We start from the raw sequence: 15,998 nt of genomic DNA on the forward strand, positions 1-15,998 counted from the left end.
TTTTTTGTTAGATTATTGCTTTTTAATAGTTTCAACTAACTCATCATATTTAGGACTATTCAAGAAGTTTTCTACTGAAATATGATAAGCACCTGGCATTTTCGTTCTAGCACGATCAGTAAGGTCTTTATGCGTGATAATAATATCAGCATCACCAGGCAATTCATTAATGGCTGTATTATTTACCTCAATACCTTCAATGTCAGCTTTTTTGAATTTGTCTTTTAAGAGCGAAGCGCCCATCGCACTTGAGCCCATACCTGCATCACACGCAAAGATGACTTTATTAACGTTCTCAGGCACTTCAGCAGGCTCCTCTTCGGATTGATGGTCTTCGTTTGTTTCATCAGATTGAGCTGATTGTTGATCTTGTTTTAACTGTCCAGAGACCGAACTCTCTTTACCTTTAAGTGATTCCATTTGGTTAGTTGCATTCTCTAACTCTTCAGAGCCATCAGTCTTACTCGCTTTCAGAATAACAGAAGCAATTAAGAATGAAACAGCTGCTGCAACAATCACACCTAATAAGACACCTAAATGATCACCTCTAGGAGTCATTGCCATTAAAGCAAAAATACTACCTGGAGATGGCGTTGCTGTTAAACCAACATCCATGATACTAAAGGTGAATACACCACTTACACCACCAGCTACTACCGCTAATAACAATGATGGTTTCATTAAAATATAAGGGAAATAGATTTCATGAATACCGCCAAAGAATTGGATAATAGTCGCACCAGAGGCAGAACTTCTTGCCATTCCTGTACCAAACACAACAAATGCTAGTAAAACACCTAAACCAGGTCCTGGGTTCGTTTCTAATAAGAAGAGAATAGACTTCCCGGTTTCAGATGATTCTTCTAAACCTAACGGGCTTAAAATACCGTGGTTTATCGCATTGTTTAAGAACAGAACTTTACCTGGTTCAATAATGATATTCGCCAATGGCAATAATCCTGCATTCACTAACACTTCAACGCCTGATGCTAACACTTGGTTTAATGCAGAAACTAATGGGCCAAAGACTTTCAATGCCAATCCTGCTAATATTGCACCTAATATACCTGCTGAGAAGTTATTATAAAGCATTTCAAATCCTGAGCGAATACGATGTTGAAACGCCTCGTCCATTTTACGAGTGATATAACCACCGAGTGGACCTAGGATCATAGCACCTAAGAGCATGGTAATGTCTGTACCCACAACAGCACCAATTGTCGCTGTTGCACCAACTACGCCACCTCGGCCACCGTGTATCATTTTACCGCCGGTATAACCAATTAAAAGCGGTAATAAATAGGTGATCATCGGTCCTACGAGCTGAGCCAATGATTCATTTGGAATCCAACCGTCCGGAATGAATAAGGCCGTGATTAAGCCCCATGCAATAAAAGCTGCGATGTTCGGCATAATCATACCACTTAAATAACTACCGAAACGTTGAATCTTTTCGCGCACACTATTTTGTGCCATACTTTTTCCTCCTCAAGTTACTTATAAAATGATTTTAACTGAATCTAATATGATTGCTAATGTCTATGGTAAAGCGTTTTCATTACCTTCACAATCTTCTCTTAAAGCATTTTTGACAACATGAATGTTGACACCATTAAAAAAGTACAGGTCTAGACCTGTACTTTTAGGGGAAATATCTATCAATTTCATCATTTAGCAACTTAAGAGTATAAATGATCGCCTTCTTTAATCGCCTGACTCATCGGTAAATAATGTGAAAATACACGAGCCATTTCATAAATGCGATGTTTTACACCTTCCGCAATTAATTCATTAGTATGGGAGAATTGAGACGAATCGGTATAGACATAATTAGGCGTGATTAAACACTTAAAGTAATCAAAAACAGGTTTCAGTTGGTTCTCGATCACTAAATGATGTTGTACCGTTCCACCATTCGCCATAAGTGAGACGGGTTTGTAGCGCATCGATTGAGGTGACACAAGATCGAGAGCATTTTTTAGCGAACCTGGAATAGACCCTTGGAAAATAGGCGTCGCCACAATAAAACCATCCGCTTCTTCCAATTTTTTAATCAACGATTGTGTCACTTCAGAATAATCTTCTAATCCCCGCCCGTCTGCAAAATCGACAGGATATTGTTCTAAATCTATAGATTCAATTTCAATTTCGTTTGATATATTTTTTAAATGTTGCTCCGCTTCTAATAAAAGCGTCTTTGTCTTTGAGCCAACCATAGTTCCATTCAATAATACAACTTTCACTAATACCCCTCCCATTAGGATCTTGACTTTATTTTAACCCTTTGTGACAGCCTTTTCAAATTGATGAAATAGTGCTTTTAGTCTGTTTGTTAAAAATTTTTAGATTCTTTTCAGGCATGTCATCAAACTGTTATACATTTGTACAAGCACTGTGATTGACCTGTTACTTGTAACTGTTATACTACCCCTCGGGCTCAAAAAAGAAAACCAAAGTCCTATTGTCAATTTGTTCAATTTACGGAGGTATGAACATGAATAAAACTATTGTACTAATGCTTGGTGCAGGGATCCTGATTGCCACTCTATTAGTAGCATTTGATTCTAATATAAAAGACGCTAATTCAAGCCAAGATACAGATGCAGAAAACACAGAAGAAACAGATTCATCGAAGACAAGCTCAAATAACTACCAAGCCATTTCAACACATCTCTCATCAAAAGAGAGCATTACTGTTGTGAAATCAGAATCTAAAACAAAAGTAGCTAACAAACAATCTAGTAATCAAGCTGATAACGAAGAAAAAGAATCAAAACAAAACAATGAGCAACAATCTCAAGAGTCAAACCAAAATAATAACCAAGAACAACAAACACAAGAAACAAAGCAACAAGATAATTCTGGTGAGGTTCAACATGTCAGTGAATCCAATGATGTGAAAGAAAGAATGTATATGGAAGCAACTGCTTACACAGCATATTGTGATGGTTGCAGTGGTATAACAAAAACAGGTATAGACCTACGTGCTAATCCAAATCAAAAAGTCATTGCCGTTGATCCGAACATCATTCCATTAGGGGCTAAAGTCTGGGTTGAAGGCTATGGTACAGCTATAGCAGGAGATACAGGCGGCGCCATAAAAGGTAACCGCATTGATGTGTTTATGGCTAACGAAGCAGATGCGAACCGATTCGGAAGAAGACAAGTTCAAATCAAGATATTAGAATACTAATGAACGTAGCCAGTTAAGGAATCGATTTCTTAACTGGTTTTATTTTTATGCTATTTATTATTCATGTGACTTAGTTCAACTTTGAAGAAGCTTGATTCATCTTTTGGGGTGGTTGATTCAACTTTTAAGGTTCTTGATTCAAAAAAAGGTCTGTGGCTCGAACAGCCACAGACCTTCTTATTACACATTTTTATTTAACAACCGCTTCTAACTCTACATCAATGTTATCGCGCGTTGCTTTAGAGTATGGACAAACTTTATGCGCTTCTTTCATCAATTCGTCCGCTTCATCTTGAGAAACACCACTAATTTCAGAAATCAGTTTCACACCAACTTTGAAGCCACCATCAGATTCATCTTTCATGAAACTAACTTCACCGTGTGTTGTTGATTCAATGTCTTTCTTTTGATTCTTAGCAACTAAGTTAAGAGCCCCGTCATAGCATGCTGCATAACCGGCTGCGAATAATTGTTCAGGGTTTGTCCCTGTTTCATCCGTATTCTCTGTCGGCATAACTACGTTTAAATCAATCACGCCATCTTCTGACTTAACGTGACCACCACGTCCGCCTTGTGCTGTTGCTTTTGTTGTAAATAAATGACTCATATTTAAACACTCCTTTATATAAAGTCTATCTAATCTATACCCGAAAAATCAAATTTTCATGCATGCAATATTATATTAATTTAATAATTTTTCTTGATAGGAAGTATTCCAGTCCATCAATTCATGAGCTGAGATCGGCTTTCCGAAATAGAAACCTTGAATTTCGTCAGCAGAGGTTTGTCTAATAATATCAAGCTCTTCAACTTCTTCAACACCCTCAATAACAACACCAAGGGATAAAGTTGAACCGAGATCAATCACCTCCGTTAAAAATTGTTGAGCTAATGAGTCTTCTATAACCCCTTCTAAAAAGGACTTATCAATTTTCATCTTATCGATTGGGAGTTTACGCAAATAAGTTAACGATGAAAAACCTGTCCCAAAGTCGTCTAAAGCAATCGTTGCTCCTAATTCACGCAGGCTTTTCATTGTCATGAGTGCCACTTTTTCCTCTTCAATTATACTTGATTCTGTGATTTCAAATTCTAGTAAACTTGGATTAACCTGATATTTCTCAATAATACGTTCAACATCAACAACAAAGGTATCTTCTATAAGTGTTCGGTTTGATAAATTAATAGCCACTTTACCCACATCAAATCCTGCCCACTGCCATTCCTTGATTTGTTTACAAACATGTTCGATAAGCCATAATGTAATAGGATGAATGTCGCCTGTTTTTTCTGCAATCGGAATAAATTGTCCTGGCGAAATAAACCCAAGTTGTCGATCATTCCAGCGTATTAAAGCTTCAACTCCAATGAAATCGTTGCTATGATTCGCAATTTTTGGTTGATACTTCACGACTAGTTCTTCATCATATTCAATTAAACGTAATCGTTCCAATAGTTTTTCTCGGAGACCTTCGCTGTGTGTTGTACCTTGGTAAAATGCAAAATCATTAATTAAATCCAAGCCCTTTGTATTAATGACAGCATAAGCCTGATCGACTAATTCTAATGCATCTTTCGTTGTTTTTGGTTTAGATGCCAAAGCTACACTAACATTAAGTCCTGCAACAGTCTCACTTTGACATCGATTAATTAAGTCTTTAGAGAAAACTCCTAATTTTTTTGATATAGTAAATTCACTAGCAATGACACCGATTTTTTGATTACTAATTCGATAAATTAAAAATTCACGTCTAGAGAATATCTGTCGATAGGCTTGTTTAATTAAATCAATTAAAACTTTGATTGTTTCATCACCTTGTTGATAACTATACTTATTATTAATTGTATCGAGATCATGTAGATGAATGACCGCAAGACCAATCTCATTCATATTCTTAAATTGATTCATTTGTTGATTAAAAACTTTACGGTTAGGTAGATTGGTCAATGGATCGTATAATTCCAGTCGCCTTTTTAATTGACGGTCAAACATAGTACTAAATATTGAGAAAAAGACGATAGCCAACACACCCACTACAACACTCGAGATGAGAATACCAAACAGTTCATGCGTCCCTTGAGCCTCTAGAACTACAGGATCTGCCTCAAATGACGTCGCATACATACCCGTATAATGCATACTAGATATCCCGAAACCTAATAAACTCGCAATCGCCACTTTATTAAGAAACTTCATGCGTTCAGGTTGGTTAATCAATATGAGAAGCGCAATTAATGAAATAGCTACCGCTAGTATGATAGAGAGAAAGACATAGCCAGCATGATAGTCCATGGTGACATTAGGTATTCGCATCGCTTCCATACCTAAATAATGCATAGATGCAATCCCTATCCCCATAATCATAGCAGCGATCAGCATATGTAAGTACTTACGCTTACGGTAATAAACCATCCAAAAAGCTAATAATGCAGCAAAAATCGCTGGCAAAACGGACAAAATGGTTAATATAGGATCATACGTCATCGGCACGCCTAATTGATAAGCGCTCATGGCAATAAAGTGCATCGACCAAATACCAGCTCCCATCGTCAATGACGCTAAACCAATCCAAAAATAAGGATGAATTAGACCACTATGATATAAACGCTCATTTAAGGACAATGCTGCATAAGAGGCAATAATCGCAATCAGAATTGATAAACTTACTAAAAACTGATTGTATGTACCATTGATTGTTACTGTCATGATCAAATTATAGTCTAATAAACCCATCTAATATTCCTCACAATTTCTTGTAACATCTATCCATATTTTAATACAGTTAAGACAAAATGACTATGATATTTCGACAAAATTCGTAACATTAACTGCACCACTACATGCTTTACCTGTCGCCACTTGATTTTAGCCAATAAAAAAGACAGCAAACTAAACCGTTCGCTGCCATTAACTTTCTAATATTAATTTAAAACCTGCCTGACCTCATAATTGAATATAACATCCAAAGAAACATTAATAATGCTATCACAAACCCAATTTCAATCGCAGGAATACTCCAAACCATGGAATGTTGTTCGTTTAATGCAGAACCAATCATTAACCCGACCATAATCAAACTAAACGCTAATAACACAATACTGAATGATAATCGATTACTCACTTGATCTAATTTCCGCATAAATGTGTCTGCTTTAGAGAAATTCATCTCAATCGGAACTTTGCGTTTCTTAGCCATAGCATTAATCTCTTGTAAGACTTCTGGTAAATCTTCGACAGCCTCTCCATATTCACCTAATTGGTCAAATATCTTCTCAGCTGTTCGTTTCGGGTTGTACTTTTGACGAAGTAAGTCTCGCCCGTATGGCTCAGCAATCGCAAACATATCCAGATCAGGCGCAAGCGTTTCAATGACTGATTCCATGGTGAACATCGTCTTGCCCACTAACGATAAGTCAGGTTGAATATAGATTTGATGTTGCTGAGCAATCTTATACATATCCGTGATCGATTCACCAATGCTAATATCTTTTAATGGGACATCATAATACTTGATCATGAGCTGATCAATATCTCTTCTTAGAGACGATTCATCTAGATGATCTGGTGCAATTCCTAGTTTCTTAATTGTCTTCACGATTTTATTAGCATCTTGGCGCACAATCGCAATGACCAATGAAGCCAATCTCGATTTCATATCACGGGACAGCCTTCCAACTAACCCAAAATCCATTAAAGCGATTTGTTGATCTTCAGTTATAAAGAAGTTTCCTTGATGAGGATCCGCATGAAATAATCCATCTTTAAAAATTTGATGATACAGGGCTTGGATCATGTTTTCCGCAATCGTATCAAGGTCAAAATTCGCTTCTTTCATCTCATCAACTTGGTTTAGCTTATACCCCTCTACAAATTCCATCGTTAACACACGCTTAGAGGAGTAATCCCAATAGATATCAGGAATTTTAATTGTATCCCATTCCTCGAATTGCTTGCGCATTAAATCAGCATTTAATCCTTCTGTTTCATAATTAAGTTCATCAATAATAGCACTCTTAAATTCTTCTAACACACCTGTAACTTGATACTGCCCGGCCCAATCAAAACGACGTTCAGCACGTTTGGCTAACTCTTCTAAAATTTCAAGGTCTGTATGTATTTGTTCGAACACGCCTGGCCTACGCACCTTAACCGCAACACGTTGACCATTAGGTAATGTCGCTTCATGTACTTGACCAATAGACGCTACACCAATTGGTTCAGGGTTGAATTCATCAAATAAATCTTCAACACGTTCCCCGAAATCTTGCTCGATCATCATTTGAACATCTTCGAATGAAAATGGTTCTAGCTCATCCTGTAAATAAGACAATTCACGAATGACATCTTTAGGTAATAAATCAGGACGCATACTAGCAATTTGGCCAACCTTAATAAACGTCGGGCCTAGCTCTTCTAAAAATGACCGTAGTCTCATCCCTAATTGTTGGGATGTTTCACTATGTCGTTGGTTAACATACACGCGACGTGGTAAAGAAAACACTTGATCAAGCCCTACTTCTTTTACGAAGTATCCAAAGCCATTTCGTGCTAGTGCTGCTGCTATTTCTCTATACCGCCGCATGTGCTTCATTCGTTTACCAATCATGGAATGCCTCCATCGCTATTAATTAGGACTCTTCGTTCGTATCATGTTTCGCTTCTAATTCAGCAATACGTTTTTCTAATTGATCATAATCTTCACGTGTCGGTATGTTCAATTCATGTAGATACGACTTAAGCTTATCATGAACTTTTTGATCCAGTTCTTCTTGCCGTTGTTCACCTTTTTGACGAACTTCATTTAATAAATTGGTTAATTCTGATTTGGATAACTCACCTTTATCATACATTTCATCTAATACTTTATCCACTTGCTCTTTACTTGCCTGTGCTAATCCCAAACCTAATGATAATCCTTTTTTAAAAGTATCACGCATAAATTGTACCTCCTAATCGTCCATTTAAGTTCTCATTTACCATTACCCTGAAATTTATTCATAAAAACTTATGTATATGGAGAGGTTTATATAAAGCCTAGAAGATACAAAAAAAGGTGTGTAGCTAAAGCTACACACCTTTTTAATCAGTCTATTACTGAGCAACAACGTTTGCTGCTTGTGGTCCACGGTCGCCTTCAACAATTTCGAATTCAACTGTTTGGCCGTCTTCTAATGTTTTGAAACCTTCCGCTTGGATAGCTGAGAAGTGTACGAATACATCGTCACCGTCTTGGCGCTCGATAAATCCGAAACCTTTTTCTGAATTAAACCATTTAACTGTACCTGTCATATATAATGACCTCCTTAATTGTGTTGACAAAAATTGAATCTCGTTACTTACGACATCAATTAAGAGAGGCCTTTCAGTAATCATCGATATCAATCATTTGTTCAACTCTTACTTTACACACTTCTGAACTAAATTGCAACCCCAAACCCTTTAAAATACAAAAACTTTTTTAGAACACCCTATAAAACATGCGTTAATAACACTTTATAACAATCATATTACATTTTATTTTCAAGCAGGGTTTTGGCTTGTACTAGTCTAAACCCTCTGCTACAATTCACTAACGAAACATTTTATAAACAGCAAAGGATGTGTATTAACATGAAAAAGACGCTTTTACTCTTCGTATTAGCGATTCTCGCCAGCGTAATGGTCGCTTGCGGCGGTGATAATAACGATGAAGGCGATTCAAGCAACTCAGAAAATGAAGGTACATCAGAAGAAGAAAGTAACAATGAAAATGGTAACAGTAATGAAGAAAATAGTAATAGCGAAGATGGTAGCAGTGAAGAATCATCTAACGGCGAAGGTAACTCTGAATCATCAAGCAAAGGTGTTTCAGACGTTGGTGAAGATGAAGTCGTCGCAACTGTTGGTGGAGAAGACATCTTAGGTTCTCGTCTACTTCAAGCTGAACAAACACTAAGTTCACGCTATCAAATGATGGGACAAGATCCTAGTAAGAACGCTGGCGCAATTCGTGATGCAGCTATGAATCAGGTTGTTAACTCAAAAGTAATTGAACTAGCAGCACTTGAGGCTGGTCTTGAACCTTCTGAAGAAGAAGTGACTAAAGAAGTTGACTCACAAATTAGTTCAATGAAAGAAAAAAATAAGCTTGAATCTAAAGATGCTGTATACGAGCAACTTGGTATGAGCAAAGAAGAGGTAAAAAGTCAAATTCGGTCATCTTTATTAATCCAAAACTATTTGGATGAAAACATGGAAGAACCAAATGTTTCAGATGAAGACATTCAAAAAGCGTATGAAGACTACAAATCACAAATGAAACAAGCGGATCAAGAAGCAGAAAGTTTAGAAAAAATGCGTAGTAAATTAAAATCACAAGTCAAACAACAAAAACAACGTGAACAACAACAAACGTTAATTGAAAATCTAAAAGAAGACACTGAAGTTAACGTTAAAATTTAATTAATTAAAAAGGCTACTCCGAAAAGTCGGAGTAGCCTTTTTTTATTAATATTGATACGATTGTCCGCCATCAATTGGAATGACTGAAGCATTAATAAAGTTAGCTTGATCAGAGAGTAAGAAAGCGACTAAATATCCGACTTCTTCAGGTTTACCAAACCGCTTCATTGGGTTAGGCTCAACAAACTGTTCGCCAACTTTTTCCCAGTTATCCGGATCGATCTGTTTTAAGGACCCTTCAACCATTGGCGTCATAATCGCTCCTGGTGCAATAGCTTTAATGCTAACGCCATATTGACCATATTCAATACCTGAGTTTTTCGTTAAGCCTACAACACCATGTTTACTTGCCGCATAACCAGATTGATTACCAACTCCACGAATACCTCCTACTGAGGCTGTGTTAACAATTGAACCAGATTCTTGTTTCTTCATCACTTCTAGTACATATTTCATGCCATAGAAAACACCGTTCAAATTGATATTAACAACTTTCTCAAATTCATCAGAACCATAATCCTGTGTTAAGTTTTGCTTCCCTTCGATTCCTGCATTATTAAAGAATCCATCAATTTGTTTAAATGTTTCTACTGTTTGATTAACGTAATTCTTAACTTCATCTTCATTGGAGACATCTGCTCTAATAACGAGTACTTCAACTGAAGGCGCTACTTCTTGAACTTTCGCTTTTGTCTCATCCAATGCTTCTTGATTAAGGTCTACTAAAGAAAGGCTCGCCCCCTCTTTTGCAACTTGAACTGCTGCAGCCTGCCCTAAACCAGACCCTGCACCTGTAATCAATACAACTTGATTGTCGAAACGTTTTTGCATGAATAAACCTCCTTGGTTTACTTTATTATTGGGTAAACGCTTACATCAAACGACCAAAATTTCATAGCTTTAAATTATGTCATGTCGCTTAATGTTCGTTTATAATTAAAGTATACAACGCTTAGATAATCGTACAATCATTAATCTTTAAACATTTGTCTATTGTTTAGACAGATTAGTTTCATTTGTCTAAATAAAGGGAGGAATATCATGCAAGAGGAATCCATTCGACAAAACCGAACAAAGAACCATTTCAAAATCGCCTTAACTGAATTAATTAAAGAAAAAGGCTTCCACACGATTACAGTAAAGGATCTCGTTCAACAAGCACAATATAATCGGAGTACCTTCTATGTTCATTACCATGATAAGTTTGAATTAGCAGAAGAACTCCTACATGAACTGTTAGTCGGATTAGATAAGGCTGTGCAACTTCCCTATAAGCGCCGTCGAGAAATCAACACTGAGAAATTGACAACCTCAAACTTTGAAATTATTTCTTATGTCTACCAACAACGTTTCTATTTTGATTTAATTAACTATGACGATACACTACCTGGTCTCCATCGCAGTCTCCCTAATAAATTCTTAGACATTTATAAAAACTATTTCACATTCGAAACAATCGGTGACCAACCTGTTAATATGGATTATTTTAAACATTATATCGCCCTCGGCTTCTATGGATTGATTCAGAGTTGGATTCAAAGCGGATTTCAAGAAAGCCAGGATGACTTCATCCATGAAGTCATCGAGTTATCCAAAACACATATCCGTTCTGTACAATATATTGGTGACATAAAAAATGGGTAAGTTTTATTGTTTCTGTAACATCGTTAACCACATAAAAGTTAAGCTTTGTTTTAAATCTTTCGGTAATTGCTCAAGCATGCTATCAGATACAGCTTCCTTATAGATTCCTTCTGAACCAATAATATGATAACCCTCACGTTCAGCTAATTGCTCGAATTCCCACGGCATCATGGTATTCATAATGACATCTTCCCCGTATAGTCGCTCAAAACTATTAGCTCTAGGTCCTGCTGTAGGGCCTAAGATGCCAAAACATAAATAGCCTCCAGATCTAACGACTCGCCCTATTTCTCGAAAAGTCTCAGATGGCTTTTCAGTCCACTCAAGTGAATTGATAGCTAGCACACTATCAAACACACTATCTTCAAATGGTAACTGAGCCATATCAGCTTGTTGAAACTGCAACTGATCCATATCCTCAGTCAGACGCTCACGACATAAGTCAATCATATCATCCGATAAATCAACGCCTGTTACCTTATAGTCTAACTGCCACAACTTATAAGAGCCGTAGCCATCACCACAACCTAAATCTAGAACTGCACTATGCTCCGGCACGAACTGATTAAAAAATGGGATAATGTTACGTCGGCTTCCCTCTTCCCACATGGATTGACTTCTAGCGTGCCAGAAATTTGCACGTTCGTTCCATTGTTCTTTTGCTTGATTATGCCAAATGTTCTTTTTCACCTTATACACCCTCTTAAATATAGTTATGTTCCTCACCATAATCCTTTAATCGCTCGAAAGGATTTTGATAATCCAGTCCTAGGCATTCACAGAACGCCGCTTCGGTTGTGAATCCTTCTCTTTTTAAATGACGTACATCCTCCATAAACTCTGGATGATCCATCAATATGTGTGCTTCGACCATCATATGTAAATATGCATTTTGCCGCGTTGTGAGTTGATTCATACCAAATAACTCAAATTCAAAGCCATAAGCATAGAAATTAGCTTTAACGACAGCTGACCCTTTGACTTCAATTGTTTTGAGTGAAAATGACTTAAATGACTGATAAGCCTCACTTAACCGTCTAGCAAAATCATCGAGATCATGTACATAAAAAATAATATCAAGATCAGAATCTCCGTCATGGACATTCAATGGAATCGTACCACAAACAATCGGATCGTATGATGCTAACTCATCTAAAACGCCAAGCTTTTGAATCGCTTCATAAGCTCGTCTTTGATACGGACTACCTTTCTTTAAAGCTAATAATGAATCAAACACCGTTTCTCCCCCACATAAAAAAGCCTTATTGGTCTCTATTGTACCAATAAGGCTTCCAAACTTCGATTTAAGATTCTTTTTCAATTGTTTCAAGTAATTGTTCAAAGCGTGGCCAGAATCCGTCGCCTGCTCTCATCGGGTAGTGATAATCGATCACGACCACGTTATCACCCAGCGTGCCTGCAACATAACCTTCACCCGAACGGTAATAGTGCTTGCCTTCAAGCGACGTGTCATAGTTCTCCAAATTCTCTTCTCCTTCAAATTCACCGTCATCAACTGTCAATGGATTCACCGCTTCATTAACAGTCATATTGGTAAATACTTGGAGGTTAATCGCTACATCAACTGATTCCGCATTGTTATGGTGAGTAACGATGCCATCTTCTACGTTATGAGGTGTAAGCCATTCATCCATTTGGTATGTGATACCGTAAGGATTCAACCTAAATGTTGTTACCTCCGTCTGCTCTTCCATCCCTTCAAGCATGATCGTCCCTTCATCAACTGACACAACCTCAGTCGACAATTCCTCTGTCGTATTTGATGCTTGCTCGAACCGTTCGAGTAATAATGAAGCTGTTTCATTATCATTAGACACTTGCAAACTAATTTCTCCTGAATTTGGTAGTTCGGATTCAGGTATTGTAACATTCATCGTAAAAGATTCATTCGTCACAGATTCATCCATGGTCAAATCTGAAATAATAACTGTCTCACTACTCCACGTAATCTGATGCTTAAGATCATAATAACCATCACTAACACCAATTGGGCCAGTAATCGTATAGTTACCATTTTCCCCTTCAATTTCTGCTTTCTCTACAAATTCTTCAGGTGATATTTTCGCTTCCGCCTCTTCAGAGCTATGATTAGGAGCAACATTTTGCTGACCTTCATCACCGTCGCTCATTATCCCCAACGTCACAAAAGCAAATAATGCTGCAGCTGCGACACTTGTTCCTGCTACCATCCAACGTTGGCGTTTTTGACGTTTTTGTTTTTTATGAGCATATTGTTGAATCGATTGGCGCATCTGTTGTTTTCTTTGTTGGTCCATTTGCCATTCCTTCGATTCTTCTTTCAAAACATCTAATTCATCATGATTCTGACTCAAAAGCAACCCCTCCTTTACGCTGAAGTGCTTTAATCGCACGATGATAAGTGGTGCTCACTTTATTTTCGGACCATCCTAAGACTTGTGCGGTTTCTGTAACCGAGAATTCTTCGATGCCTCGCAGAAAGACAACATCCCGATAATTAGGCTTTAATTGATTGATTAATTCTCGAACATAAACTTTTAATTCAGCATTTTCCACGACTGTCTCGGGCGAATCAACTGTTTTGGGTTGATAGTCTTCCTCATCTATCAATCGTCGCCAATCTCTTACTTTGTTTTTACGCATTTGATCTGTAGCTAAATTACGAGCAATGCTAATAAGCCATGTTTTAGGGTTCGCATCGCCACGAAATGACTGATGGTGATTAATCGCTTTAATAAATACATCTTGGACTAAGTCTTCAACATCTGGCGTCCCTAATCGAAAGACTAAGAATCGATAAATATCATCAGCATATTGATCAAACCATTTTATAATCAAATCATCATCCATCTCACGCCCCCACTTTCTGTCTGGATTACTTATTAGACGTTACGAATCAAAAAATCTTACACGTTAATAAAATCTTCATAATTTCAAACTGTTTTTGTGATATATATCACAAATTAAACCTTCTATAGATTAGATAATGAAATTAACTCAAATATGGAGGGTTTCAAATGTTAACAGAACAACAAAAAGATACCATTAAAGCAACAGCTCCAGTATTACGTGAACACGGCACCACGATTACAACACGTTTTTACCAATTGCTTTTCGAGAAACACCCAGAGCTCTTAAATATATTCAATCAAGCGAATCAAAAACAAGGTAAACAGCAACGCGCTTTAGCTAACTCTATTATCGCATCAGCTGAACACATCGACCAATTAGAATCGATTATGCCTGTTGTCGAACAAATTGCACACAAACATCGTAGTTTAGGTATCAAACCTGAACATTACCCAATCGTTGGCGAAAACTTACTTATTGCGATTAAAGACGTATTAGGTGATGCTGCAACAGATGACATCATGCAAGCTTGGGAAGATGCTTACCAAGTGATTGCTGATATTTTCATCAGTGTTGAAGCAGATTTATATGAAGCAACTGAACAACAACCAGGTGGATGGAAAGACTTCAAACCTTTCTACATTTCGGATAAAGTTGTTGAAAGTGATGTCATCACATCGTTCTATTTAAAACCAGTTGATGAACAACCACTACCAACTTTCAAATCTGGTCAATATATTAGTGTTAAACTTGATATTCCAAGTGAAACCTACACGAATATTCGACAGTACAGTCTTTCATACAAACCGAATCAAGATTATTTCCGAATCAGTGTTAAACGTGAAGATGAGCACGATCCGAACGGTGTGGTCTCGAATTATTTACACAACGAAGCATCCATTGGTGACCAAGTAGACGTCAGTGCACCTGCAGGTGAATTTACGCTAGACACGAATAGTACAAAACCACTCGTTCTGATGGCTGGTGGCGTTGGCATTACACCGCTTATCAATATGCTCCATACAGTCGTAGAGCAACAACCGAATCGACCAGTCTCATTCGTGCATGCTGTTCGTAATGGTAATGTTCAAGCTTTCGAACTAGAATTAACGGATTTAGTGTTAGATCATCAACATGTTAACCTTTATACCATTCTATCTCACCCAACAGCGGATGATGAGGCCAATAAACATTACCATCATAAAGATTTCATCACCTACGATTGGATGAAGGATCACTTGCCAATGGATGAAGCTGACTTTTATTTCTGCGGTCCGAAGCCGTTTATGGAAGCTGTTATGAATCATTTAAGTCAACACGGTGTGACCGAAGACCGTCTTAACTTTGAATTCTTCGGCCCACAAGAAGAACTAGAAACAGTGCAATAACCTCAACCATATAAAACACCTCAGCTTCAAGTTGAATTTCATGAAGCTGAGGTGTTTTGGGTTTTATTTATGATTCTTCAATGATTCAATTCGACGTTTGATATCATCTCGAACATCACGAAAAACTTGATTTACTTCTTCTTCGCTTCCTTCTGCTTTAGCTGGGTCAAACAGCCCCCAGTGATCCGTCTCAACATTTGGCGGTGTAACGGGGCAATTTTCTTTCGCATCACCACAGAGCGTGATCACTAAACTCGCTCTATTCAATAGATCACGATCAATGACAGCTGATTGCTGATCTCGTATATCAATGCCAACTTCATCCATCATTTCAATCGCTTTTGGATTCACACCATGCGCTTCAATCCCAGCGCTATGAACCTCCCACTCATCACCTAATAATTGACGTCCTAATCCTTCAGCCATTTGACTACGACAAGAATTACCCGTACACAAGAAATAAATAATAGGTTTACTCATA

At 37.5% G+C, this 15,998-nt stretch carries 17 protein-coding genes; 4 read left to right on the forward strand and 13 right to left on the reverse strand.

All coding sequences use genetic code 11. From position 1 onward, the window contains the following. Positions 1-12: 12 nt before the first annotated feature. On the reverse strand, positions 13-1,476 hold the full coding sequence (locus tag FHR85_RS06705) for a PTS mannitol transporter subunit IIBC (protein ID WP_167262098.1): 1,464 nt from the start codon (positions 1,474-1,476) through the stop codon (positions 13-15). 203 nt (positions 1,477-1,679) lie between these two features. Then, positions 1,680-2,243 (reverse strand): NAD(P)H-dependent oxidoreductase, encoded by a 564-nt coding sequence (locus tag FHR85_RS06710; protein ID WP_167262099.1) that lies wholly within the window; start codon positions 2,241-2,243, stop codon positions 1,680-1,682. A 251-nt stretch (positions 2,244-2,494) separates the two neighbouring features. Between FHR85_RS06710 and FHR85_RS06715 the strand changes: the two genes are divergently transcribed. Further along, positions 2,495-3,193, forward strand: coding sequence for a 3D domain-containing protein (locus tag FHR85_RS06715; RefSeq protein ID WP_243864184.1), 699 nt, complete (start codon positions 2,495-2,497; stop codon positions 3,191-3,193). A gap of 190 nt (positions 3,194-3,383) precedes the next feature. Here FHR85_RS06715 and FHR85_RS06720 read toward each other — a convergent pair whose 3' ends face one another. The 5 genes from FHR85_RS06720 to FHR85_RS06740 all read right to left on the reverse strand — a co-directional run bounded on the left by FHR85_RS06720 (position 3,384) and on the right by FHR85_RS06740 (position 8,483). Next, positions 3,384-3,800 (reverse strand): organic hydroperoxide resistance protein, encoded by a 417-nt coding sequence (locus tag FHR85_RS06720; RefSeq protein ID WP_167262101.1) that lies wholly within the window; start codon positions 3,798-3,800, stop codon positions 3,384-3,386. Positions 3,801-3,875: 75 nt separating this feature from the next. Then, positions 3,876-5,927 (reverse strand): EAL domain-containing protein, encoded by a 2,052-nt coding sequence (locus FHR85_RS06725; protein ID WP_167262102.1) that lies wholly within the window; start codon positions 5,925-5,927, stop codon positions 3,876-3,878. A 193-nt stretch (positions 5,928-6,120) separates the two neighbouring features. Next, a complete protein-coding gene (locus FHR85_RS06730) occupies positions 6,121-7,800 on the reverse strand; it encodes an ABC1 kinase family protein (protein WP_243864185.1) in 1,680 nt (559 codons plus the stop codon). Between the two features lie 22 nt (positions 7,801-7,822). Then, positions 7,823-8,131: a phasin family protein gene (locus FHR85_RS06735; RefSeq protein WP_167262103.1), complete on the reverse strand. Its 309-nt coding sequence runs from the start codon at positions 8,129-8,131 to the stop codon at positions 7,823-7,825. A 154-nt stretch (positions 8,132-8,285) separates the two neighbouring features. Next, positions 8,286-8,483: a cold shock domain-containing protein gene (locus FHR85_RS06740; protein ID WP_167262104.1), complete on the reverse strand. Its 198-nt coding sequence runs from the start codon at positions 8,481-8,483 to the stop codon at positions 8,286-8,288. A gap of 321 nt (positions 8,484-8,804) precedes the next feature. On the opposite strand from FHR85_RS06740, the gene FHR85_RS06745 reads away from it, so the two are divergent. Beyond that, complete coding sequence (locus tag FHR85_RS06745; protein WP_167262105.1) at positions 8,805-9,635, forward strand: SurA N-terminal domain-containing protein; 831 nt, start codon at positions 8,805-8,807, stop codon at positions 9,633-9,635. A gap of 45 nt (positions 9,636-9,680) precedes the next feature. Here FHR85_RS06745 and FHR85_RS06750 read toward each other — a convergent pair whose 3' ends face one another. Continuing rightward, entirely contained in the window at positions 9,681-10,466 is a 786-nt protein-coding gene (locus tag FHR85_RS06750; protein ID WP_167262106.1) for an SDR family oxidoreductase, read from the reverse strand. A 210-nt stretch (positions 10,467-10,676) separates the two neighbouring features. Here FHR85_RS06750 and FHR85_RS06755 point away from each other — a divergent pair, with 210 nt between their 5' ends. Beyond that, positions 10,677-11,279 (forward strand): TetR/AcrR family transcriptional regulator, encoded by a 603-nt coding sequence (locus FHR85_RS06755; RefSeq protein ID WP_167262107.1) that lies wholly within the window; start codon positions 10,677-10,679, stop codon positions 11,277-11,279. Positions 11,280-11,282: 3 nt separating this feature from the next. Here FHR85_RS06755 and FHR85_RS06760 read toward each other — a convergent pair whose 3' ends face one another. From FHR85_RS06760 to FHR85_RS06775, 4 genes are all read right to left on the reverse strand, one after another. Further along, positions 11,283-11,969, reverse strand: a complete 687-nt coding sequence (locus FHR85_RS06760; protein ID WP_167262108.1) for a methyltransferase domain-containing protein — start codon at positions 11,967-11,969, stop codon at positions 11,283-11,285. Between the two features lie 13 nt (positions 11,970-11,982). Next, positions 11,983-12,516 (reverse strand): DUF4269 domain-containing protein, encoded by a 534-nt coding sequence (locus tag FHR85_RS06765; protein WP_167262109.1) that lies wholly within the window; start codon positions 12,514-12,516, stop codon positions 11,983-11,985. Between the two features lie 67 nt (positions 12,517-12,583). Then, positions 12,584-13,633, reverse strand: coding sequence for a hypothetical protein (locus FHR85_RS06770; protein ID WP_167262110.1), 1,050 nt, complete (start codon positions 13,631-13,633; stop codon positions 12,584-12,586). Continuing rightward, complete coding sequence (locus FHR85_RS06775; protein WP_167262111.1) at positions 13,617-14,129, reverse strand: RNA polymerase sigma factor; 513 nt, start codon at positions 14,127-14,129, stop codon at positions 13,617-13,619. Before FHR85_RS06775 ends, FHR85_RS06770 begins: the two co-directional genes overlap by 17 nt. A 167-nt stretch (positions 14,130-14,296) precedes the next feature. Here FHR85_RS06775 and hmpA point away from each other — a divergent pair, with 167 nt between their 5' ends. Beyond that, the gene (gene hmpA / locus FHR85_RS06780; RefSeq protein ID WP_167262112.1) at positions 14,297-15,517 is read left to right on the forward strand and encodes an NO-inducible flavohemoprotein; all 1,221 of its coding nucleotides are present in this window, start codon (positions 14,297-14,299) and stop codon (positions 15,515-15,517) included. 63 nt (positions 15,518-15,580) lie between these two features. Here hmpA and arsC read toward each other — a convergent pair whose 3' ends face one another. Beyond that, the gene (gene arsC / locus FHR85_RS06785; RefSeq protein ID WP_167262113.1) at positions 15,581-15,997 is read right to left on the reverse strand and encodes an arsenate reductase (thioredoxin); all 417 of its coding nucleotides are present in this window, start codon (positions 15,995-15,997) and stop codon (positions 15,581-15,583) included. Position 15,998: the final 1 nt, after the last annotated feature.

Source organism: Alkalibacillus almallahensis (genome assembly GCF_011761495.1).
GTDB lineage: Bacteria > Bacillota > Bacilli > Bacillales > Alkalibacillaceae > Alkalibacillus > Alkalibacillus almallahensis.